The organism is Duganella sp. Root198D2 (assembly GCF_001428585.1).
Taxonomy (GTDB): Bacteria; Pseudomonadota; Gammaproteobacteria; order Burkholderiales; family Burkholderiaceae_D; genus Rugamonas.
Genome location: NZ_LMIC01000034.1, coordinates 22,528 through 43,704, shown reverse-complemented (window position 1 = coordinate 43,704; position 21,177 = coordinate 22,528). Strand labels below are relative to the sequence as shown.

The window sequence follows — 21,177 nt, the reverse complement described above, 5'->3', positions numbered from 1 at the left end:
CCGGCGCTCAGCCCAGGGCTGCGATGCCAGCCTTGGCGATCTGCGCGTCCTCGCTGGACTTCACGCCGGACACGCCTACCGCGCCGATGGTATGGCCATCCACCACGATATTCACGCCGCCTTCCAGCGGTGCTTCCACCATCGGCACGCCGACGAAGGAAGTACGGCCGCCATTGATCATGTCTTCGTAAATCTTGGTTTCGCGGCGGCCCAGGGCCGACAGGCGTGCCTTGGCTGGTGCAATATGGGACGACAGCGGCGCTGCGCCATCCAGGCGCTGCAGCCACAGCAGGTGGCCGCCGTCGTCGACGATGGCGATGGTGACCGCCCAATTGTTCTTGAGCGCTTCCGCTTCGGCGGCTGCGGCGATTTTCTTGATGTCGTCCAGGGACAGCACTGGCTTGGTGATCATTCTCTCGATTTCCTGATAATTATGGGGCCGGGGTTTCGCGGCGCGCCTTCAGCTTTTGCTTCAGTTGCGGCATGACGGCCAGGGTTGCCCGCTCGCCCGCCTGCATGGCGCCCGTGCGGTTGGTGAATTCAGCCGAACCCATCTTGCCCAGCGGCGGCTGGATCACGATGTCGGCATCGCGCAGTTCCAGCTGGTTGATGCGCTGGCCCATGATGGAGAAGGTCTGCATGATGACCTCCAGCGACGAGGTGGTGGCCTGCGTATCGGCCTGCGTCGAAATATTCACCGCGATGACGAATTCCGCACCCATTTCCTTTGCAAAGCGCACCGGCACCGGCGCCACCAGGCCGCCGTCGACGTAGGTATGGTCGCCGATCTTCACCGGCTGGAATACGCCCGGTACGGCCGAGCTGGCGCGCACGGCCATGCCGGTATTCCCGCGCTGGAACAGGATGGGCTGGCCGGTCTTCAAGTCCGACGCCACGGCGCCGAACGGCATTTTGAGCTTTTCGATCACCCGGTTGCCGACTGCTTTGTTCACGAACGACTGCAGGGCTTCGCCTTTCAGCACGCCGGAAGACTTGCCGAACAGCGGCAGCGCCCAGTCGGAAATGGTCGATTCATCGAGGTCGACAGCCATTTTCTGCAGGGCCCTGGCGTCGTTGCCGGCCGCGTACAGCGCGCCGACCACGGAACCGGCACTGGTGCCGACCACGATATCGGGCACGATGCCCTGCGCTTCCAGGGCCTTGATCACGCCGATGTGGGCGAAGCCGCGGGCGGCGCCGCCGCCCAGGGCAAGGCCGATCTTCACCTTGCGCTGGACCGGCGCAACCGGTGGTACCACGGGTGGCGATACCGGAGGTTCAACCGACACCAGCGGCACGTCGTTCGGATTGATCGGCGGCGGCAGGTCGGTGGTAACGGTAGTAGTGGGAGTCTGGCACCCGGCAAGCGCTGCGGCGGCCAGGATGGCAAAAGCGAAACGTTTTAAGTGCATGAAGTGGTTGATCTGCTCGTTTTTTTAGGCGAGCAGATTTTACCTAATAAATGGGGTACGTCCCCATTTTTCCCCATTTTTCTTCTCAGGCCGCTTGCGCGGGCTCGACAGTGGTTGAGGCCAGCGATTTCGGCAGGCTGACCGTGAAGGTGCTGCCATGCCCCGCCTCGGAGCTGATATTCAGCTTGCCGCTGTGGCGCAGCAGCACGTGCTTGACGATCGCCAGGCCCAGGCCGGTGCCCTGGGTTTCGCGCGAGCGGCTCTTGTCGACGCGGTAGAAGCGCTCGGTCAGGCGCGAAATATGTTCGGGGTTGATGCCGATGCCGGTGTCCTGCACCTGGAACTGCACCCCGGTCGGCGTGTCCTCCCAGCGCAGGCGGATGGTGCCGCCAGACGGCGTGTAGCGCACCGCATTCGAGGCCAGGTTGCCAAAGGCGCTATGCAATTCGTCCATATTGCCCATCACATCGCCGCCGTGCACTTCCAGCGAGATCTCGTGCTTGCCGCCGGACAGCGCGCGCGCTTCGTGCAGCACCTGCTCCAGCAGGGCGCCGATGTGCACGTGCTCGGGCCGCATCGGGTGGTCGACCGATTCCAGGCGCGACAGGGTCAGCATATCCTCGATCAGGTGCTGCATGCGGTGGCTTTGCTCGCTCATCAGCTTGAGGTGGGCGGCCCGGGTTTCCGCATCCAGCTCCATCGAAGCGGCGATTTCCAGGAAGCCGGCAATCACGGTCAGCGGCGTGCGCAGTTCGTGCGAGGCGTTGGCGATAAAGTCGCGGCGCATCATTTCGGCGCGCTGGGTCTCGGTAATATCGTGCGTGACCAGGATCTGGCGCCGGTTTTCAAACGGGATGATGTGCGCCACCAGCTTGCGGCCGCGGAAATTCAGCGTCAGCGGCTGGTCGTAGCGGCCCAGGATCAGGTAATCCATGAAATCCGGGCTGCGTACCAGGTTGGTCACCCGCATGCCCTTGTCGCGCGCCTGCTGCAGGCCCAGGTGTTCTTCCGCCGCCGGGTTGCACCATTCGAGGAACAGCACGTCGTCCATGATCACCACGCCGTCCGGCAGCAGGTGCATGGCCTGGCGGAAGCGCGCCAGCCATTCGGTCAACTCGGCCTGGTTCTTTTCGTCGTCGCGGCGCAGGCGGTACAGGCGCGAGAAGATATTGGTCCATTCGCCCCAGCCGTCCGGCAGTCGGCCGGGCTCCGGCTTGTCCAGCCATTCGCTGAGCTGGTACAGGTATTTGAGCTGGATGAAGACCGCTGCCAGCACGCCGGCAAACGCCGTGACGATGCCGGCCGCCAGGCCGAACCACCACCATACCAGGCCGGCCCCGGCAAGCAGGAAACCCAGCCTGATCGCGACCGGCACCCAGAACACTACTTTTGGATTCATGGTTTTTCAGTCAGCATATATCCCACGCTGCGCACCGTCTTGATCAGGTGCTCGGCATCTTTCAGCGCCTTGCGCAGGCGCAGTACGTGGACATCGACCGTGCGCTCCTCAATCACCACATGGTCGCCCCACACCTTGTCCAGCAGCTGGCTGCGCGAAAACACGCGCTCCGGGTGGGCCATGAAGAATTTGAGCAGCTTGTATTCGGCGTGGCCGATGTCGATCTTATTATCGTGCATCGACACCGTGCAGCTGACCGGATCCAGCACCACCGGGCCGGCCTTGAGCTGGGTTTCGGCCAGCTCCGGGCTTTTGCGGCGCAGCAGCGCGCGCGAGCGGGCCAGCAGCTCGCGCGGCGAAAACGGCTTGGTGATGTAGTCGTCGGCGCCGCCATTCAGGCCGGCCAGCTTGTCCTCTTCCATGCTCTTGGCGGTCAGCATGATCACCGGCACGGCGGCGAAGTGGCGGTCGCTGCGGATGCGGGCCAGCAGGCGCAGGCCGCTCTGGTCCGGCAGCATCCAGTCCAGCAGCACCAGCTGCGGGGTACGGGTTTGCATGACTTCCCATGCTTCCTGCGTGGATTGCGCCACCACGCAGTTCCAGCCCGCTTCGCGCAGCGAGAACCTCACCAGCTCAACGATCGCCGGCTCATCTTCAACAATCAGTACGGTCGTTTTGTCGGATGCCATTTATTTGCTTGCTTCTTGGGTCGCTCCGTGGGAGTGGCGGATATCCTTGCCTTCCACCACGTAGATCACGTATTCGGCGATATTCTTGGCGTGGTCGCCGATGCGCTCGATGGCCTTGGCCACCCACATCGTGTCCAGCGCCGCCGAGATTGTACGCGGATCCTCCATCATGAAGGTAATCAGGTTGCGCATGATGGAACGATACTCGTGGTCGATCACCGCGTCCTGGGCGATCAGCTCGAGCGCCTGCTTCCCGTCGCCGCGGGCAAAGGCGTCCAGCGCATCATGCAGCAGGTCGCTGGTGGCGGTGGCAATGGTGCGCACCATTTCGTAGTGATTCAGGGTCACCGCGCCGCGCGCGTGCAGGGCCTTGGCGATGCGCGCGATCTTGGCCGCTTCGTCGCCGATGCGTTCCAGGTCGGTGATCACTTTCAGCGTCGCCATCACGGTACGCAGGTCGTTGGCGGTCGGCTGGCGTTTGACGATCAGGTGGCTGCACTGGTCATCCAGCTGCACTTCCAGCTGGTTGACGCTGGCGTCTTCGGCCACCACGCGCTCGGCGCGTTCCGGGTTGCCGATGCGGAAGCAGGTCATCGCATCCAGGAACATGGTCTCGACCATGCCGCCCATCAGCAGCACTTTGGAGCGGATGCCTTCGAGTTCGGTGTCGTAAGCTTTGGAGGAATGTTCGCCCATCATAATGTCTTCTCTCTCTTTTTCTGATTAGCCAAAGCGGCCGGTGATGTAGTCCTGGGTCTCTTTGCGCACAGGATTCATGAAAATCTGGTCGGTTTCGCCGAATTCCACCAGTTCGCCCAGGTACATATAGGCGGTGTAGTCGGAGCAGCGTGCCGCCTGCTGCATATTGTGGGTCACGATGGCGATCGTGTAGTCCTCTTTCAGCTCGGAGATCAGCTCTTCGATCTTGGAGGTGGAAATCGGGTCCAGCGCGGAAGTCGGTTCGTCCAGCAGCAGCACGTCCGGCTTCACCGCCACGCCGCGCGCGATGCACAGGCGCTGCTGCTGGCCGCCGGACAGCGACAGGCCGCTCTTGGACAGCTTGTCTTTCACCTCGCCCCACAGCGCGGCTTTTTTCAGCGCCCATTCGACGCGCTCGTCCATCTCGCCTTTCGACAGGTCTTCGTACAGGCGTACGCCGAAAGCGATATTGTCGTAGATTGACATCGGGAACGGGGTCGGCTTCTGGAACACCATGCCTACCTTGGCGCGCAGCATGTTGACGTCCAGGCCTGCTTCCAGGATGTTGTGGCCGCGGTAGCGGATGGCGCCTTCGGCGCGCTGGCCCGGGTACAGGTCGTACATGCGGTTCAGGGTGCGCAGCAGGGTCGATTTGCCGCAGCCGGACGGGCCGATGAAGGCGGTTACCTTCTTCTCGTGGATGTCCAGGTTGACGTTATGCAGGCTGCGCGTCTTGCCGTAGTAGAAGTTCAGGCCGGAGATTTCAATGATTTTGCTAGCTTGGGTCATGATCTGTACTCGTTATTTTGGTGCTTTTTGCGCAAACACGGTGCGCGACAGGATGTTCAGTGCCAGGACGCTGAAGGTCACCACCAGGGCGCCGGCCCAGGCCAGGTCGCGCCAGTTGTCGTATGGGCTCATGGCGAACTGGTAAATCACGACCGGCAGGTTGGCCAGGGGCTGGTTCATGTCGGCGCTGAAGAACTGGTTGTTCAGGGCGGTGAACAGCAACGGTGCGGTCTCACCGGCCACGCGGGCCACGGCCAGCAGCACGCCGGTCATCACGCCGGCCTTGACGGCGCGCAGGCGCACCATCAGCGCCACTTTCCAGCGCGGTGCGCCAAGGGCGTAAGCCGCTTCCAGCAGCGAGTTCGGCACCAGCTTCAGCATATTGTCGGTGGTGCGCACCACCACCGGAATGGCGATCAGCGACAGGGCGATGGAGCCGGCATAACCCGAGAAGTGCTGCACTTTGGCCACGTACAGCGCGTACACGAACAGGCCGATCACGATCGACGGCGCGGACAGCATGATGTCGGTCACGAAGCGTGTCACCTGCGCCACTTTGTTTTCTTCGCCGTATTCGGCCAGGTAGATGCCGGCCAGGATGCCGATCGGGGTCGAGACAGCAGTCGACAGGCCCACCATCATCAGCGAGCCGACAATGGCGTTGCGCAGGCCGCCGCCATCGCTGCCTGGCGCCGGCGTGTCGCCGGTGAAGATCAGCACGTTAAGGGCGGAGAATCCGTTGACCAGCAGGGTCGCCAGGATCCACAGCAGCGCAATCAGGCCGAGCGACATCGCGCCCACGGACAGCGCCATGCCGACACGGTGGTAGAACAGGCGCTTACGGTAGACAGGGTTTTTGGTCTGGATCATTTGACGCCCTCCTTGCGCGACAGGCCCATCAACATCAGCTTGGCGCCGGACAGGACGAAGAAAGTAATAATGAACAGGATCAGGCCCAGCGCGAACAGCGAGGACACATGCAGCGTGCTGGAAGCTTCCGCGAATTCGTTGGCCAGGGTCGAGGCGATCGAACTGCCCGGCGAGAACAGCGACGTCGGCAGCTTGGCCGCATTGCCGATCACGAAAGTCACGGCCATGGTTTCACCCAGGGCGCGCCCCAGGCCCAGCATGACACCGCCGACCACGCCGGTCTTGGTGTATGGCAGGACGACCTTGCGCACCACTTCCCAGCGCGTGCAGCCCAGGCCGTAGGCCGATTCTTTCAGCACGGCCGGCACGATCTCGAACACGTCGCGCATCACGGAAGCGATGAACGGGATGATCATGACTGCCAGGATCAGGCCGGCGGTCAGGATGCCGATGCCCATGGTCGGGCCCTTGAACAGCGCGCCAATGAACGGCAAGACGCCGAGGGTGGATTTCAGCAGCGGCTGCACGTATTCGCTGAACATCGGCGCGAACACGAACAAGCCCCACATGCCGTAAATAATCGACGGCACACCGGCCAGCAGTTCGACGGCGGTACCCAGCGGGCGGCGCAGCCAGGCCGGGCACACCTCGGTCAGGAACAGGGCGATGCCGAAGCTGACCGGGAAGGCGATCAGCAGCGCGATACCGGCACTGGCCAGGGTGCCGACGATGGCAATCGCGGCGCCGAACTGGTCATTGACCGGGTCCCATTCGACGGTGGTGATGAAGCCAGGCCCGAACTCTTTCAGGGCAGGCAAGGCGCCGTTGATGAGGGAAATGATAATGCCGACCAGTACAAACAGTACGGTCAGCGCGAATACCATCGTGATCTTGTGGAAGAACCAATCCTGAATGCGCTGCTTGCGCACCACGGACTGCATGGCAGCTACGGAGGCACTCATGGTGGCGGGTTCCGATAACCGGAGGGGGGCTGGTGAGGTGATTTCTGCACTCATAATTTATGTTTGGTTAGCTAACCGGGGAAGCCTGCACTCAGGCTGCCCCGCTTAACTTCCTCTTGAACCGGCAACCCGGTGTCTGGCCCCGCGGGTCAGACACTGATTTACCGGTTCTCAGAAGATCAGTTCAGCGGCTTGCCCGAAGCATCCTTCAGGTTAGCCTTCCACGAACCCTGCACCAGCTTGACAACGGTGTCAGGCAGCGGCACGTAGTCCAGTTCGATGGCGGCTGCATCGCCGTTCTTGAAGGCCCAGTCGAAGAACTTGATGACTTCCTTGCCCTTGTTCGCATCAGCCTGCTGCTTGTGCATCAGGATGTAGGACACGCCGGTGATCGGCCAGGAGGTTTTGCCAGCCTGGTCGGTCAGCACCACGCCGAAGCCTGGGGTCTTGGTCCATTCCGCGTTGGCGGCAGCGGCCTTGAAGTTGTCGTCGTCAGGCTGCAGGAAGTTGCCGTCCTTGTTTTTCAGCTGGGTGTGGGCGATCTTGTTCTTCTTGGCGTAGGCCCATTCCACGTAGCCGATGGCGCCTTTGATACGCTGCACGTTGGCGGCGACACCGTCGTTGCCTTTGCCGCCCACGCCGGTTACCCACTTGACTGCGGTGCCGGCACCGATCTTGGTCTTGAATTCCGGATTCACTTTCGACAGGTAGTCGGTGAACAGGAAGGAAGTGCCGGAGCCGTCGGCGCGGTGCACCACGGTGATTTCAGCCGCTGGCAGCTTCACGCCCGGGTTCAGGGCTGCAATGGCCGCGTCGTTCCACTGGGTGATCTTGCCGAGGTAGATATCAGCCACAACCGGGCCGGTCAGTTTCAGCTGGCCAGGAGCGATACCGTCCAGGTTCACCACGGTGACCACGCCACCCATGATGGCCGGGAACTGCATCAGGCCGTCGGCATCCAGATCTTCAGCTTTGAGGGGCATGTCGGATGCGCCGAAATCGACGGTCTTGGCTTTGATTTGCTTGATACCTGCGCCAGAGCCCACGGACTGGTAGTTCAGGCCGTTGCCGGTGGATGCTTTGTAGGCTTCAGCCCACTTGGCGTAGATCGGGTAAGGGAAAGTTGCGCCTGCACCGGTCATGTCCGCTGCGAAAGCGGTCGAGAATGCCATTGCCGCCGAAGCGCCAACAACGAAGGAGGTCAACAACTGTTTCATGCGCATATCAAAGGTCCTTTTCAGGGGTTGGGTTGAATGCTGCGCAGTGTATGACGCCAATATGACAGCTTTATGACACGTCAAAATTAAGTCTAGGACAAGGTCACAAACTTGTCATATTTCTCAAATATACTATTAGTTATGAAAACAGCATTCCTAGATCGGGAGCTGTCACAGCTGGCGTTCAACCGCCGTGTGATGGCCCAGGCAGAAGACACCTCCATCCCCGTGCTCGAACGATTGCGCTACTTGTGCATTGTCAGCAGCAACCTGGATGAGTTCTTTGAAGTCAGGGTGGCCAGCCTGCTGGCCGCCGCCAGCGTCGATGGCGACCTGGCCACCCACCCTGCCCTGGCGGCCACGCTGGAGCGGGTCAGCAACGAATGTCATGAACTGGTCAAGCGCCAGTACGAAGTATTTAATACGGCGGTGTTGCCGGAAATGAAGGCCCAGGGCATCCACATCGTGCGCCACAGCCAGCGCAACGAAGCCCAGAGGGCCTGGGTCAAGGATTACTTTGATCGTGAAGTGCGTCCCCTGCTGACGCCGATCGGCCTCGATCCGGCCCACCCTTTCCCGCAAGTCGTGAACAAGAGCCTTAATTTCATCGTTGCACTGAGCGGCAAGGATGCCTTCGGACGCGGCACCGCCATCGCTATCGTTAAAGCGCCGCGCGTGCTGCCGCGCGTGATCCGCCTGCCGGACCACCTGTCCAAAGAAGGCGGCGTGTCCTTCTGCCTGCTGTCCTCCGTCATCCACGCCCACATTTCCGAGCTGTTCGCCGGGCGCGACGTGATGGCCTATTCCCAGTTCCGGGTTACGCGCGACTCCGACCTGTGGGTCGACGAAGATGAAGTGAAAAACCTGCGCCAGGCGCTGAAAGGCGAGCTGCAAGGCCGCGCCTACGGCCGCTCGGTGCGGATCGAAGTGGCCAAGAACTGCCCGCCGGAGCTGTCGCAATTCCTGCTCGACCAGTTCAGCCTGGGCCAGAGCCGCCTGTACCGCGTCGACGGCCCGGTCAACATGGTGCGCCTGAACGAGATCGTGGAACAGGCGCGCCGCCCCGAGCTGCGCTTCCCGCCTTTCATCGCGGGGGTGCAGGCCAAGACCGTCAACAATGACATTTTCGCCACCATCCGCAAGCACGACATCCTGCTGCACCATCCATTTCAAAGCTTCCAGACGGTGATCGACTTCATCCGCAGCGCGGCACTCGACCCGGCCGTGGTGGCGATCAAGCAGACCGTCTACCGCACCGGCATGAACTCCGACCTGATGGAAGCGCTGATTGCAGCGGCCCGCAGCGGCAAGGAAGTCACGGTGGTGGTGGAACTGATGGCACGCTTCGACGAAGAAGCCAATATCAATTGGGCCGACAAGCTGGAACAGGCCGGCGCGCAAGTGGTGTACGGCGTGGTGGGACTGAAAACCCACGCCAAGGTCGCCCTGGTGATCCGCCGCGATGAAGGCGGCCTGGGCTACTACGCCCACCTTGGCACCGGCAACTACCACCCGACCACGACCAAGTTCTATACCGATTTCGGCATCCTGACCTGCGAGCCGCAGCTGGGACGCGACGTCAACGAAGTCTTCATGCACCTGACCAGCCTGACCAGGCCGCAGCGCATGAACCACATCTGGCTGGCGCCGTTCGCGTTGCAGGACCAGGTCATCAAAGCGATCCGGAATGAGGCAAAAATCGCAAAAACCGGGCGGCCGGGCCGGATTATCGCTAAAATCAATGCATTAACCGATGAACCTGTGATCCGGGCGCTGTACGCCGCCTCGCAGGACGGGGTCAAGATCGACCTGATCGTGCGCGGCGCCTGCACCCTGATGCCAGGTGTGCCGGGACTGTCCGAAAACATCCGGGTCCGCTCCATCATCGGCCGCTTCCTTGAACATAGCCGCATCTATTACTTCCGCAACGACCTGGCCCATGACGTGATGCTGGCCAGCGCGGATTGGATGAACCGCAACCTGCTGCGCCGCATTGAAGTGGCGTTCCCGGTACTGGACCGGGGCCTGAAACGGCGTGTGATTGCGGAAGGTTTGACGCCTTACCTGAAGGACAACTCCAACGCGTGGGAGCTGGATTCGCACGGCCAGTATCAGCGCCGCAAAGCACGCGGCAAGCAAAAGGCCTTCAGCGCCCAGCAGCACCTGATGGAGTTACTCGGTACGCCGGCCGATATGCCGGCGCATTGAAGCCTGTTCACGGGAGGAAGCATGGACCTGATCTTGTGGCGCCACGCAGAAGCCGAACCAGCCCAGCCCGGCCTGGACGACCTGGAACGCACACTCACGCCCAAAGGGCATAAGCAGGCGCGCCGCATGGGCCAATGGCTGGACTCGGTGCTGCCGGAAAATTGCCGCATCCTGGTCAGCCCGGCCACGCGCACCGTGCAGACGGTGGCGGGATTGGGCCGCAAGTACAAGATCCATCCCGACCTGGCACCGGGCGCCGACGCCAGCGATATCCTGAGAGCGGCCAACTGGCCCGCGTCGAAAGAAGCAGTGCTGGTGGTTGGCCACCAGCCCACGCTGGGCCAGGCCGCAGCCTTGCTCATGACGGGCGAGGACAGCGATTGGGAAATGAAGAAAGGCGCCGCCTGGTGGTTTGTGCAGCGCGAAGCGGACGATCCATCCGGCTTCTATTTAAAGGCCGTGATGCAGCCTGACCTCGTTACGAAATAGATCTTTCTGCTGGCCTTGTAATTGCCACATCGGATGCTAGAGTTTAATTGTATCAACTCTAGGGAGCAGCCCCCGGAAACGTCGGCTGGTTTGTTATGTGGGTATTGTTCACCATGGGCATCTTCGGCGCCATGATCGCATTAATCGCGTTCGAAATTGTCGCTGAATATCGCGGCGGACATCATCGCTTGGTCGACCGCTACCACGAGTAGCATTGCGCTTCTGCAGAAGCGAGGCTCCGCAGCAGGTCCTTCGGGATTCTGGTGTTGGAGCCTTCAGTCTTTCCGGGGTTCAGGCCAGGATGTCGAATAGCGACGAGGCGCCGCCCGATTGCTCATCCTGCGAGTAGAGCCGCACCAGCGCCTGTGCCTGCACCGTGAGCATGTGCGCCATCGACGACTTGCGGCTTTGCAGGGTATCCACTTCGCGGTCGGCCTGCGCCAGCGCACGCGACACCACGCTGCGCTGGCCAGCGAGCGATTCGAGCCGGCTGCCAAGTGCATCGGCCAGCCCCCTGCCCTCATTCGTGAACAGCTTGGTCAACGCTTCAGGATCCGCCGCCACCGCGGCATTGAGCTTGGTGCTATCGAGCTTGAGCCGGCCATTGCTGTCGACCGTCAGGCCGGCATTGGCCAGCGAATCGGTGCTGCCGCCGACCGAACGCACCAGCTGGTCCAGTTGGGTACGCACCTGGCTGAGCGCAGGATTGCCGCGCAGTGCGCCTTTTTCCAGGTTATCCAGGCGATCCTTCAGCGCGTTGAAGCCTTTGACGAATGCGTCCACGTTCTTGCCGATCTGGCTGTTGTCGCGCGCGACGGTGACCGTGGCATCGCCTTCATCAGCCAGATTGAGGGTCACGCCGGCGATGGCGGATTCCACGCTGTTATCGGCGCTCTTGATGGTCTTGCCGTCGACGGTCAGGATCGCATCCTGCGCCGCCTGGGTCTGGGTCGCCTGGCTGAACAGGCTGCGGATCGTGGCATCGCCCGCGACCGATATATTCAGCTTGCCAGCCTCGCCGCTGGCACTGCGCAATTGCAGTGCCGTGCCGGTGCCGGAACGCACCAGGCTGGCGTCAATGCCCGCTTCCTTGAGCGCATCGGCAATGCCCTGCAGTGTATTGTTGCGGCTGTCGACAGTGATGGTCTTGCTGCTGTCGCCGCTGCCGATCTTGATCACCGCCGGCGCCCCGGTTCCCAGCCGCGTATCGGCGCCCTGCGCCTCGGGGCTGATGAGGATTTGCTGCTGGGCCAGTTGGCTGACCTTGACCTGATGCGAGCCGATTTCCGCTTTGCCGTTGGTGGTCACGCCAAGCACGCTGCCGGCCGAACTGCTGCCGCGTGTGCTGAGTCCACTACCCGCCAGGCTTTCTGCGATGTCCTGGAACACCGACAATGCCGATTGCAACTGGCCGAGGCCGGAGAATCGCGCCTGGGTAAGGTTGATGCTTGCGTTGAGCTTGGCTGCAGCACCGCGTTGCGGCGCCAGCGTCTGCTCGACGCGGGCCAGCACCGCATCCGATGGCGTGCCCACGACGCTGGCATTCCCCAAGCCCAGCGAGGTCCCGTACATGGTGCTTAGCAAGCTGCTCACATTGTTCATCCTTACAGTTTAGCGCATGAACTTGGTTATTGCTCCGGCTGCTTCATTGTCGAGTGGCGCAAAAGTGAAACCGATCTTGAATTCATCGCCGCTGAAGATGCAATTGTTGACCTTGCCGCGCGTATTGACGATTTGCGGCTTGCCATCGACAAGCATCTCGAACACGATCTGGCCGCTGGCCCCGACCTGGACCTTATGCCCGGAGGTCAGGGAAATGCCTGCCAGGCCGAGGTCGAAGGTGCGCGCAGCCATGGGGCCAGCGCCATCCATCACGATCATTGCCCGTACACGTATGATTTTGCGGGCGCCTTGCCTTGAATCGACTAACAATTTCTGGTCCGGTTTCTGGTTGGAATCGAGCCTGACATTGTAGCCAATATTTAGGAAAAATCTATATTACTGAAGCTCGCGCAGGCGATTGAATGCATCATCGATACGCTCGACCGCGATGATGGTCATGCCTTCGATCGGCTGCTTGGGCGCATTCGCCTTCGGGATCATGGCGATCGAGAAGCCAAGTTTGGCCGCTTCGCGCAGACGCTCCTGGCCGCGCGGCGCCGGGCGGATTTCGCCCGCCAGGCCCACTTCGCCAAAGACCACGAAGCCGTTCGGCAGTGCCTTATTGCGCATCGAGGAGTTGATCGCCATCAGGACGGCCAGGTCGGCCGCGGGTTCGGTGATCTTCACGCCGCCCACGGCGTTGATGAACACGTCCTGGTCGAAGGCCGCGATGCCGGCATGCCGGTGCAGCACCGCCAGCAGCATGGCCAGGCGATTCTGCTCCAGGCCGACCGACAGGCGGCGCGCATTGGGCAGGTGGCTGGTATCGACCAGGGCCTGCACTTCAACCAGCAGCGGGCGCGTGCCCTCCTGCGTCACCATGACGCAGGAACCTGGCACCTGGTTCTCATGCGAGGACAGGAACAGCGCAGAAGGATTCGACACGCCTTTCAGGCCCTTCTCCGTCATGGCGAACACGCCCAGCTCATTGACGGCGCCAAAACGGTTCTTGATGGCGCGTACCAGGCGGAAGCTGGAATGGTTGTCGCCCTCGAAATACAGCACGCAGTCGACGATGTGCTCCAGCACGCGCGGGCCCGCCAGCGCGCCTTCCTTCGTGACGTGGCCGACCAGGATGATGGTGATGCCGCTGGTCTTGGCGACGCGGGTCAGCTGGGCCGCGCATTCGCGCACCTGGGCCACCGAGCCTGGCGCCGAGGCCAGGGCATCCGAATACAAGGTCTGGATCGAGTCGATCACCGCCACTTGCGGCTTGAGGTCGGCCAGGGTGCCGAGGATCTTCTCGAGCTGGATTTCGGCCTGCAGCTTGAGGTCCTTGGCATCGACCGCCAGGCGCTTGGCGCGCAGCGCGATCTGGGCGCCCGATTCCTCGCCGCTGACATACAGCACGCTCTTGACCTTGGACATATTCGCCAGCGCCTGCAGCAGCAGGGTCGATTTACCGATGCCCGGGTCGCCACCGATCAGCACCACGCCGCCCGCCACCAGGCCGCCGCCCAGCACACGGTCGAATTCCTCGATGCCGGTGCCAAAGCGCGGCACGTCCAGCGCTTCGATATCCTGCAGCGACAGTACGGGCGCGGTCTGCGCCAGCGACTGGTGCTGGGTCTGCGAGAAGCGATTGGCGCCGGCGGCTTCGAGCACCGTTTCCACCATGGTATTCCACTGCTGGCAGGACGAGCACTGGCCGGTCCACTTGCTGCTGATGCCCCCGCATTCGCTGCAGGTATAGTTGGTCTTCGCCTTGGCCATGGTTTAAGCCTCGGTCACGTGCACGCGCGGCGCCAGGGCGCACATCAATTCATAGCCGATGGTGCCGGCGGCAGTTGCCACATCGTCGATCGGCATGCCCTCCCCCCACAGCACGACTTTGCTGCCGACGCGGGCGTTCGGCACATTGGCCAGGTCGACCGTCAGCATGTCCATCGAGACGCGGCCGACCAGGCGCGTGCGCACGCCATCGACCAGGATCGGCGTGTCGAGCGGCGCGTGGCGCGGGTAGCCGTCGGCATAGCCGCAGGCCACCACGCCGATGCGCATGGCTTGCTCGGCCCTGAAGCGGCTGCCGTAGCCGACATAGTCGCCAGCACCGATTTCCTGCACGCCGATCAATTCGCTGGACAGGGTCATGGTCGGCCTCAGTCCGAACTCCTCGGCAGTCTTGCCGCCGGGCGAGCCGCCGTACAGCATGATGCCGGGGCGGATCCAGTCTGTCGCCAGGCCGGCGCCCAGTTGCGGCATATGCAAGATGCCGGCCGAATTGCACAGGCTGCGCGGGCCGGGCAGGCCGGCAGTGCCATCATTAAAGCGGCGCACCTGCTCCGCCAGCGGCATGCACGGGTGATGCAGCTGGTCGGCATTGGCAAAGTGCGTCATCAGGGTAACCGTGCCGACATGCGGGATGGCGCGCAGGCGGGCGTGGGCGGCGGCGTATTCGCCCGGCTTGAAACCGAGGCGGTTCATGCCGGTGTTCATTTTCAGGTGCACATTGATTGGCCGCGCCAGCGCTGTACGCTCCAGCAACTCAAGCTGCTCCAGGCAATGTACGGTGCCTTCAATACTATGTTCCGCCATGGCCAGCAAGTCAGCAGAGTCGAACCATCCCTCTAAAAGAAGAATCGGCTTATTCCAGCCGAGTTCGCGCAGGCGCACGGCATTGTCCGGCTCGATCAGCGCCAGGCCATCTGCTGCGGCGAAACCGCGCATGCCGCGTTCCAGCCCATGCCCGTAAGCATTGGCTTTGACGACGCCCCAGGCTTTTGCGCCCGGCGCGCAGGCTTTGGCGCGCGCCAGGTTATGCTGCATTGCAGCGAGGTGGATGTGCGCGACTATTGGCCTAGGCATATCAAAAACCAGCAGAATAAGAAAGCAGCATTCTACCTTTTGCGCCTGCCAGATGCTGGCCGAATTCTTGGGAAACCTTACTTTCCATGGTATAAAGCATCCCGAGATTATTATCTGGCGTCCCTGAATGAATCGTGGTTTCTATACCATCATGGCCGCGCAGTTCTTTTCGTCGCTGGCAGACAATGCTCTGCTGATCGTGGCGATCGACCTGCTGCTGACCATGCAAGCTCCGCCATGGGTGACCCCATTGCTGAAGCTGACTTTTGTGCTGTTTTACGTGCTGTTGGCAGCATTTGTAGGCGCTTTCGCTGACGCCCTGCCGAAAGGCCGGGTCATGTTCATTTCCAACCTGATCAAGATCTTCGGTTGCGCACTGATTTTCTATCACGTGCACCCGCTGGCAGCTTATGCCGTGGTCGGTTTTGGCGCCGCGGTGTACTCGCCGGCCAAATACGGCATCCTGACTGAGCTGCTGCCGCCGGAAAAGCTGGTGGTAGCGAATGGCTGGATCGAGGGCTTGACGGTCAGCTCCATCATCTTCGGCATTGCCATGGGCGGGGCCCTGATCGGCGGGCCGGTCTCGGCAGCGCTGCTGCACATCGATATCCCGGGCATCGAAACGGGCCTCGATACCACGGCCGAGATTGCACTGGCGGTGGTCGGGGTAACTTACCTGCTGGCGGCCCTGTTCAACCTGCGCATCCCGGATACCGGCTATATCTACGAGCACCAGGAACGCAACCCGCTGCGCATGATTTCCGAATTCGCCGGATGCTGCAGCATCCTGTGGCGCGACAAGCTGGGCCAGATTTCGCTGGCCGTCACCACCCTGTTCTGGGGTGCCGGCGCGACGCTTCAATTCATCGTCCTGGAATGGGCCAAGCAATCGCTGGGCATGCCGCTGAATAAAGCGACCAGCACCATCGCTATCGTCGCGGTGGGCGTGGCAATCGGCGCCGGCATGTCGGCACGCTTCATCACGCTGCGCAAATCGCTGACGGTGATCCCGCTGGGCGTTGCCATGGGCATCATCGTGATGGGCATGGTCTTCGTGCACGACGTGCGCCTGGCCTACCCGCTGCTGCTGGTGGTGGGCTTGCTGTCAGGCTTCTTCGTGGTGCCGATGAATGCGCTGCTGCAACACCGCGGCCACGTGCTGATGAGCGCGGGCCACTCCATCGCGGTACAGAATTTCAACGAGAACCTGTCGATCCTGACCATGCTGGCGGTGTACTCGCTGATGGTGAAATTGCACCTGGGCCTGAATACCATTATCGTCTTGTTTGGCTTGTTCGTTGCCGGCTCCATGCTTGGCATCATGCGACTGCATGCTGCCAACCAGCGCGAGCACGACTCGCTCAGCCTAATCGGAGAACATAAGCACTAAGCGCAATGAAACGAGGTTTCTATACCATTATGGCGGCGCAGTTCTTCTCGTCGCTAGCCGATTCTGCGTTGCTGATCATCGCAATTTACGTACTGGGTACCATGAAAGCGCCGGCGTGGATGACGCCGATGCTGAAGGAGACCTTCGTCCTGTTCTACGTGCTGCTGGCAGCCTTTGTCGGCGCCTTTGCCGATGCCCTGCCCAAGGGCCGCGTCATGCTGATCGGGAACATGATCAAGATCTTCGGTTGCGCCCTGTTTTTCTATGACGTGCACCCATTGCTTGCCTATGCTGTCGCCGGCCTGGGCGCAGCGATCTATTCACCGGCCAAGTACGGCATCCTCACCGAACTGCTGCCGCCTGAGAAGCTGGTAGCCGCCAACGGCTGGATCGAAGGCTTGACCGTCAGCTCGATTATCCTCGGCACCGCACTGGGCGGCGCCCTGATCGGCGGCCCGGTCTCGGCCGGGCTGCTGGCGCTAGACGTGCCCGGCGTCGATACCGGCTTCGATACGGTCAGCGAAATCGCGCTGGCCTGGGTTGGCGTGGTCTACCTGCTGGCAACCATCTTCAACCTGCGCATACCGGACACCGGCTACGTCTACCCGCGGCAAGAACGCCACCCATTCCGGCTGATCCGCGATTTCGCAGATTGCTGCGGCATCTTGTGGCGCGATAAGCTGGGCCAGATTTCCCTCGCCGTCACCACCCTGTTCTGGGGTGCGGGGGCGACCTTGCAGTTCATCGTACTCGAATGGGCCAGGCAGTCTCTCGGCATGCCGCTGAATAAAGCCACCACCACGGTCGCCATCGTGGTGGTCGGGGTAGCGCTGGGCGCAGTGATGTCGGCGCGCTTCATCACCTTGTGCAAGGCGCTGTCGGTGATCCCGCTGGGAATCGCGATGGGCGTGATCGTGATGTCGATGATTTTCGTGCACGACCTGCGCCTTGCCTATGTACTGCTGCTGGTGGTAGGTGCGTTGTCGGGCTTCTTCGTCGTGCCGATGAATGCCCTGCTGCAGCACCGGGGGCACGTCCTGATGAGCGCTGGACATTCGATCGCGGTGCAGAACTTCAACGAGAACCTGTCGATCCTGACCATGCTGGCCGTGTATGCCATGATGGTGAAGCTGGGCCTGGCGCTGAACACGATCATCGTGCTGTTTGGCTTGTTCCTCGCGGGCTCGATGCTGGCCATCATGGCGCTGCATGCCGCCAACCAGCGCAAGCAGGATTCGCTCGGCCTGATCGGCGAGCATCACTAAGACGGCAAAGCCCCGTCGCTGCGGCGCGCCTGGGCACGGGCGCGCCAGTCATCCGGCACCACAAAGCCGCGCTCCACTTCTTCCAGCCAGCCGCCCTCTTCCTGCACCGTTGCGACCAGCACCGGGTTTGTGTCGGTGGCGAATTTTTCCGCCAGGACGTCCAGCAATGCCGCGCGCGTGAGCGGCGCCGGAGTCGGCGCGCTTTCGCTGCGCAGCACCGGCGTGCGCAGGGGCGCCAGCCAGTGCAGGCGCGGCATCACGATGAATTGCCCGTCTTGGGCTGCGGCTTGTTCGGCATGGGTCCGCCAGTGACCGCGGCAATGGTCGGGCGAGATGCCTTCGATCTGCGGCGCTGCTTCGGTGGCGTGGTAGAACAGCCAGCCTTTGACCAGGGCCTGGGCCCTGGTGATCGGCGCCGGCGCGACTTTTTGCGCGATCGGATGTTGGGAGAGCTGCAACTGGGCGTTGAAGATCTTGCGCATCTTCAGGCCGAGCGTATCGGCCAGGTTGGGGCCGATGAGGCGATTATAGTTTCCACTGTCCGGGTCGCCGTCGAGCAGGTAGAACTTGGTGGCGAACTCGATGTGGCGCAGGTTTTCGCTGCCCTCCTCCTGCAGGAGGAAGTCGAATTCCCCGATGGTGCCATTCTTTCCGTCACGGACCTGCAGGCCGTGCGCGGCCAGGGTGCCTTGCTGCGCGAAGTAGAAGGCCATCAGCTTTTCAGCGTACAGGCCAAGGCGCGAGTAGAAACGGTTGCCGAGGGCTTCGTCCAGCGGCGATGGATCGGCGTCGAGGTCGTCCAGCCAATTGGCTACGGCGGGCGCTATGGGCCCCAGCGTGGCGATCCTGCCTTGCCAGTGCGCGCTGGCCGGGTCGAGCAGGTCGGGCGAATCGAGCAGCCAGGCCAGCGCGCGGACGTGGGGCCGCGTGAGGTGGCCCCATTTGCGATGGAATGTCCTAGCGTCGGCCGGCATGGGCGGCTTTGGCAAGGCACAGGTCCTGCCATGCCTTGGCCTTGTCTTCCGGCTTTTTCAGCAGGTCGGCCGGGTGGTAGGTGGCAACGACTGGCACAGCGCCGTGCAGCATGATGCGGCCGCGGGCGGCGCCGCCCAGCAAGCCCTTGCCGGTGGTGTGGCCGAAGGCGACGATGACTTTTGCCTGCGTCAGTTCCAGTTCACGCTGGAGGTATGGACGGCAGGCCTGCAGCTCCTCGGCGCTCGGCGCGCTTGGGGCGTGGCATTTCACCAGGCTGGTGAGGTAGGCGCCCTTTTCCGTGGCCTGGCCGACGGCTTTCAGCATATTGTCCAGCAGGTAGCCAGGGTCGCCGGCAAACTGGTAGCCTTCGCTGTCTTCAGCCGGGCCTGGTGCGGTATCGAGGGCGATCCAGCTTGCCTGCTGGTCGCCGCGGCCCGGGATCGCCTGCTGGCGGGTTTCGCAACGGCCGCAGCGGCTGCAGGCGCCGATTGCCGCCTGCAGCGCGGGCCAGTCCATCTGGGCGATCTGTTCGTCGCTGAATTGCCCCTGCTGCGCAGCGCGGGCGGCAGCCGGGGCCCTGACCGGCGCGGCAGCTTGCTCGTCGTCGAACCAGGATGGCGGTTCGTCCATCGGAATATCGTCGTAGGCTGGCATATCGTCTGGCTTGGCTGCTGGCGGGGCGCTGGCAGGGCGCGGCGCAATTGGCGCCGGCCGTGCCGCCTGGGCTTGGGATTGGCGCTGTGGCGGAGCTTCGGCGGGCTGCTCGGGTGCTGCCACTTTCTTGCGCTGCGGTTTGTATTCGGGCGTCGGGGCGTCGTCAAACCAGGACATGTCCTCGCCTGTCGATGTGATGCTTGGCGTGCCGGCCGTGCGAGGGGGCGCGACGGGAGCGGCCGGCGCAGGCGGCATGTCGGCGACTGCTTCAGCGGCAGCAGGCGCCGGCGCAACGGGCGCGGAGTGCGGGACGACGACTGCGGCCTGCGGGGCCTCGGCTTGCACCGGCGCCAGCGGCGCTTGTGCATGTGCGTGCGCGGGCCCAGGCTCGGGCTCGGCCACGGCTGCATCGGCGGCGCCAGGCGAAACCGGGCGATTGCGCAGGCGCCACTGCGGCCCCACGCCCATCTCCTCCAGGAACACTGCGGATCGACGATCCGTCATAGCCCAAAACGCATCACGATAGCGTCCTCACGGGTTGAATCGGCAGCAGGATAATACCCCTTGCGGCGGCCGATTTCGGCAAAACCATAGCGCTGGTAAATTTCCAGCGCACGCACGTTGGACGGCCGCACTTCCAGCAGGATCGACTCCATGCCGAGCCCGCGCGACAAGGCAACCGCCTGGTTCACCAGCAAGCGCCCCACGCCGCGGCCCTGCCAGTTGCGCGACACCGCGACATTCAGCAGGTGCGCCTCGTCGACAATCCCCATCACCAGGAAATACCCCATCAACTGGCGATCCTGGGCGCGCAGCACCCAGGCGTGATAGCCCTGCGACAGCGAATCGGAAAAATTGGTGCGGCTCCATGGATATGGGTAAACCTGCTGTTCCAGCGCCACCACCTCATCGAGGTCACTTTCCTGCATCGGCTCGTAAATAAGCCGGGCCAGATCCCATAACTGATGCATCATGCCTGCGACGCCTTCATTTCCTGACGTTCCGCCTTGGTGTAGGCAACCTTATTGCGCAGGTACAGCGGCTGCGCCTGGGCTGCCGGCACGGCGTGCCCGGCAGAGAAAGCGGCGCGCCCGAGCTGCGCGACCTGCACCGCATGCGGCATGATGGCGCCATCGGCGCCGTCGGCGAAGGCCTTGCCGGCAAACGCTTCGGCATAGGCGGCAAAGCCGTTGCCGCAGGCACACGCCGCAGCTGCCGGGGCGACGGCGCCAGGCGCCGACAGGGCTGGCGGCAGGACCGCAAGCGGCAGGCCGCCTTCAAAACGGTACTGGGCCCAATACACTTCATTCATGCGCGCATCGAGCACCGCCAGAACTTCATCGGACGCGTGGCGCTCGCGGCAGGCCAGCGCCATGGCGTCCAGTGTCACGATCGGCAGCAGCGGCAGGCCGGCGCCAAAACCGAGGCCCTGGGCGATGCCGCAAGCGGTGCGCACGCCGGTAAAGGAACCTGGGCCGGCGCCGTAGGCGATGGCATCGCAATCACGCAGGACTATGCCCGCCTCCGCGAGCAGCTCCTGGATCATGGGCAGCACGGCCTGGGAATGGGTGCGCACGCCGGACGACTCGCGGAAATACACGCGCTCCCCGCGCAGCAAGGCGCAGGAAGCCATTTCAGAGGATGTTTCGATTGCAAGAATGGTAGCCATGGCCGGTATTTTACCCTGTGGGC

21 protein-coding genes are annotated in these 21,177 nt (G+C 62.7%); 4 read left to right on the top strand and 17 right to left on the bottom strand.

Annotated elements, in window-relative coordinates:
- Positions 1-7: 7 nt before the first annotated feature.
- The 9 genes from ASE26_RS20270 to pstS all read right to left on the bottom strand — a co-directional run bounded on the left by ASE26_RS20270 (position 8) and on the right by pstS (position 8,043).
- Entirely contained in the window at positions 8-412 is a 405-nt protein-coding gene (locus tag ASE26_RS20270; protein WP_055925450.1) for a heme-binding protein, read from the bottom strand.
- 19 nt (positions 413-431) lie between these two features.
- Complete coding sequence (locus ASE26_RS20265; protein WP_082507103.1) at positions 432-1,412, bottom strand: patatin-like phospholipase family protein; 981 nt, start codon at positions 1,410-1,412, stop codon at positions 432-434.
- Positions 1,413-1,497: 85 nt separating this feature from the next.
- A complete protein-coding gene (gene phoR / locus ASE26_RS20260) occupies positions 1,498-2,811 on the bottom strand; it encodes a phosphate regulon sensor histidine kinase PhoR (protein ID WP_055925447.1) in 1,314 nt (437 codons plus the stop codon).
- Complete coding sequence (phoB, locus tag ASE26_RS20255) at positions 2,808-3,500, bottom strand: phosphate regulon transcriptional regulator PhoB (protein ID WP_055925444.1); 693 nt, start codon at positions 3,498-3,500, stop codon at positions 2,808-2,810. The genes phoR and phoB overlap by 4 nt, the downstream gene beginning before the upstream one ends.
- Complete coding sequence (phoU, locus tag ASE26_RS20250; RefSeq protein ID WP_055925440.1) at positions 3,501-4,199, bottom strand: phosphate signaling complex protein PhoU; 699 nt, start codon at positions 4,197-4,199, stop codon at positions 3,501-3,503.
- Positions 4,200-4,223: 24 nt separating this feature from the next.
- The gene (pstB, locus tag ASE26_RS20245; RefSeq protein ID WP_055925437.1) at positions 4,224-4,988 is read right to left on the bottom strand and encodes a phosphate ABC transporter ATP-binding protein PstB; all 765 of its coding nucleotides are present in this window, start codon (positions 4,986-4,988) and stop codon (positions 4,224-4,226) included.
- A gap of 12 nt (positions 4,989-5,000) precedes the next feature.
- Positions 5,001-5,858, bottom strand: a complete 858-nt coding sequence (gene pstA, locus ASE26_RS20240; RefSeq protein ID WP_055925433.1) for a phosphate ABC transporter permease PstA — start codon at positions 5,856-5,858, stop codon at positions 5,001-5,003.
- Positions 5,855-6,820 carry a phosphate ABC transporter permease subunit PstC gene (gene pstC, locus ASE26_RS20235; RefSeq protein ID WP_229207051.1) on the bottom strand — a complete coding sequence of 322 codons (966 nt, stop codon included), beginning with the start codon at positions 6,818-6,820 and terminating at the stop codon, positions 5,855-5,857. Before pstC ends, pstA begins: the two co-directional genes overlap by 4 nt.
- A 179-nt stretch (positions 6,821-6,999) precedes the next feature.
- Positions 7,000-8,043 carry a phosphate ABC transporter substrate-binding protein PstS gene (pstS, locus tag ASE26_RS20230; protein WP_055925428.1) on the bottom strand — a complete coding sequence of 348 codons (1,044 nt, stop codon included), beginning with the start codon at positions 8,041-8,043 and terminating at the stop codon, positions 7,000-7,002.
- A 135-nt stretch (positions 8,044-8,178) separates the two neighbouring features.
- On the opposite strand from pstS, the gene ppk1 reads away from it, so the two are divergent.
- Both ppk1 and sixA read left to right on the top strand, forming a co-directional pair.
- The gene (gene ppk1 / locus ASE26_RS20225) at positions 8,179-10,245 is read left to right on the top strand and encodes a polyphosphate kinase 1 (protein WP_057246839.1); all 2,067 of its coding nucleotides are present in this window, start codon (positions 8,179-8,181) and stop codon (positions 10,243-10,245) included.
- A 21-nt stretch (positions 10,246-10,266) separates the two neighbouring features.
- Positions 10,267-10,734, top strand: coding sequence for a phosphohistidine phosphatase SixA (gene sixA / locus ASE26_RS20220; protein ID WP_055925422.1), 468 nt, complete (start codon positions 10,267-10,269; stop codon positions 10,732-10,734).
- Positions 10,735-11,025: 291 nt separating this feature from the next.
- On the opposite strand, the gene fliD is transcribed toward sixA, so the two are convergent.
- The 4 genes from fliD to alr form a co-directional block, all read right to left on the bottom strand.
- Entirely contained in the window at positions 11,026-12,327 is a 1,302-nt protein-coding gene (gene fliD, locus ASE26_RS20215; protein WP_162259189.1) for a flagellar filament capping protein FliD, read from the bottom strand.
- Positions 12,328-12,345: 18 nt separating this feature from the next.
- Positions 12,346-12,666 (bottom strand): PilZ domain-containing protein, encoded by a 321-nt coding sequence (locus tag ASE26_RS20210; RefSeq protein WP_373922069.1) that lies wholly within the window; start codon positions 12,664-12,666, stop codon positions 12,346-12,348.
- 66 nt (positions 12,667-12,732) lie between these two features.
- The gene (radA, locus tag ASE26_RS20205; RefSeq protein WP_055925416.1) at positions 12,733-14,109 is read right to left on the bottom strand and encodes a DNA repair protein RadA; all 1,377 of its coding nucleotides are present in this window, start codon (positions 14,107-14,109) and stop codon (positions 12,733-12,735) included.
- 3 nt (positions 14,110-14,112) lie between these two features.
- Positions 14,113-15,201, bottom strand: a complete 1,089-nt coding sequence (alr, locus tag ASE26_RS20200; protein ID WP_057246837.1) for an alanine racemase — start codon at positions 15,199-15,201, stop codon at positions 14,113-14,115.
- A 127-nt stretch (positions 15,202-15,328) separates the two neighbouring features.
- Between alr and lplT (ASE26_RS20195) the strand changes: the two genes are divergently transcribed.
- Entirely contained in the window at positions 15,329-16,591 is a 1,263-nt protein-coding gene (gene lplT, locus ASE26_RS20195; RefSeq protein WP_055925409.1) for a lysophospholipid transporter LplT, read from the top strand.
- Between the two features lie 5 nt (positions 16,592-16,596).
- A complete protein-coding gene (lplT, locus tag ASE26_RS20190; RefSeq protein ID WP_057246836.1) occupies positions 16,597-17,856 on the top strand; it encodes a lysophospholipid transporter LplT in 1,260 nt (419 codons plus the stop codon).
- On the opposite strand, the gene ASE26_RS20185 is transcribed toward lplT (ASE26_RS20190), so the two are convergent.
- The 4 genes from ASE26_RS20185 to tsaB are packed head-to-tail and all read right to left on the bottom strand — an operon-like array spanning position 17,853 to position 21,154.
- Positions 17,853-18,845, bottom strand: coding sequence for a DUF1853 family protein (locus ASE26_RS20185; RefSeq protein WP_307146892.1), 993 nt, complete (start codon positions 18,843-18,845; stop codon positions 17,853-17,855). The genes lplT (ASE26_RS20190) and ASE26_RS20185 overlap by 4 nt on opposite strands.
- Positions 18,814-19,989, bottom strand: coding sequence for a uracil-DNA glycosylase (locus ASE26_RS20180; RefSeq protein ID WP_156397849.1), 1,176 nt, complete (start codon positions 19,987-19,989; stop codon positions 18,814-18,816). The genes ASE26_RS20185 and ASE26_RS20180 overlap by 32 nt, the downstream gene beginning before the upstream one ends.
- Complete coding sequence (gene rimI, locus ASE26_RS20175) at positions 19,986-20,456, bottom strand: ribosomal protein S18-alanine N-acetyltransferase (RefSeq protein WP_055926219.1); 471 nt, start codon at positions 20,454-20,456, stop codon at positions 19,986-19,988. The genes ASE26_RS20180 and rimI overlap by 4 nt, the downstream gene beginning before the upstream one ends.
- A complete protein-coding gene (gene tsaB / locus ASE26_RS20170) occupies positions 20,456-21,154 on the bottom strand; it encodes a tRNA (adenosine(37)-N6)-threonylcarbamoyltransferase complex dimerization subunit type 1 TsaB (protein WP_055925398.1) in 699 nt (232 codons plus the stop codon). Before tsaB ends, rimI begins: the two co-directional genes overlap by 1 nt.
- Positions 21,155-21,177 lie beyond the last annotated feature (23 nt).

Excerpts from the sequence above, each read along its gene's own strand:
- ASE26_RS20270 (WP_055925450.1), bottom strand. The coding sequence starts at position 412 with ATGATCACCAAGCCAGTGCTGTCCCTGGACGACATCAAGAAAATCGCC.
- ASE26_RS20265 (WP_082507103.1), bottom strand. The coding sequence starts at position 1,412 with ATGCACTTAAAACGTTTCGCTTTTGCCATCCTGGCCGCCGCAGCGCTT.
- phoR (WP_055925447.1), bottom strand. The coding sequence starts at position 2,811 with ATGAATCCAAAAGTAGTGTTCTGGGTGCCGGTCGCGATCAGGCTGGGT.
- phoB (WP_055925444.1), bottom strand. The coding sequence starts at position 3,500 with ATGGCATCCGACAAAACGACCGTACTGATTGTTGAAGATGAGCCGGCG.
- phoU (WP_055925440.1), bottom strand. The coding sequence starts at position 4,199 with ATGATGGGCGAACATTCCTCCAAAGCTTACGACACCGAACTCGAAGGC.
- pstB (WP_055925437.1), bottom strand. The coding sequence starts at position 4,988 with ATGACCCAAGCTAGCAAAATCATTGAAATCTCCGGCCTGAACTTCTAC.
- pstA (WP_055925433.1), bottom strand. The coding sequence starts at position 5,858 with ATGATCCAGACCAAAAACCCTGTCTACCGTAAGCGCCTGTTCTACCAC.
- pstC (WP_229207051.1), bottom strand. The coding sequence starts at position 6,820 with ATGAGTGCCTCCGTAGCTGCCATGCAGTCCGTGGTGCGCAAGCAGCGC.
- pstS (WP_055925428.1), bottom strand. The coding sequence starts at position 8,043 with ATGCGCATGAAACAGTTGTTGACCTCCTTCGTTGTTGGCGCTTCGGCG.
- ppk1 (WP_057246839.1), top strand. The coding sequence starts at position 8,179 with ATGAAAACAGCATTCCTAGATCGGGAGCTGTCACAGCTGGCGTTCAAC.
- sixA (WP_055925422.1), top strand. The coding sequence starts at position 10,267 with ATGGACCTGATCTTGTGGCGCCACGCAGAAGCCGAACCAGCCCAGCCC.
- radA (WP_055925416.1), bottom strand. The coding sequence starts at position 14,109 with ATGGCCAAGGCGAAGACCAACTATACCTGCAGCGAATGCGGGGGCATC.
- alr (WP_057246837.1), bottom strand. The coding sequence starts at position 15,201 with ATGCCTAGGCCAATAGTCGCGCACATCCACCTCGCTGCAATGCAGCAT.
- lplT (WP_055925409.1), top strand. The coding sequence starts at position 15,329 with ATGAATCGTGGTTTCTATACCATCATGGCCGCGCAGTTCTTTTCGTCG.
- lplT (WP_057246836.1), top strand. The coding sequence starts at position 16,597 with ATGAAACGAGGTTTCTATACCATTATGGCGGCGCAGTTCTTCTCGTCG.
- ASE26_RS20180 (WP_156397849.1), bottom strand. The coding sequence starts at position 19,989 with ATGACGGATCGTCGATCCGCAGTGTTCCTGGAGGAGATGGGCGTGGGG.
- rimI (WP_055926219.1), bottom strand. The coding sequence starts at position 20,456 with ATGCATCAGTTATGGGATCTGGCCCGGCTTATTTACGAGCCGATGCAG.
- tsaB (WP_055925398.1), bottom strand. The coding sequence starts at position 21,154 with ATGGCTACCATTCTTGCAATCGAAACATCCTCTGAAATGGCTTCCTGC.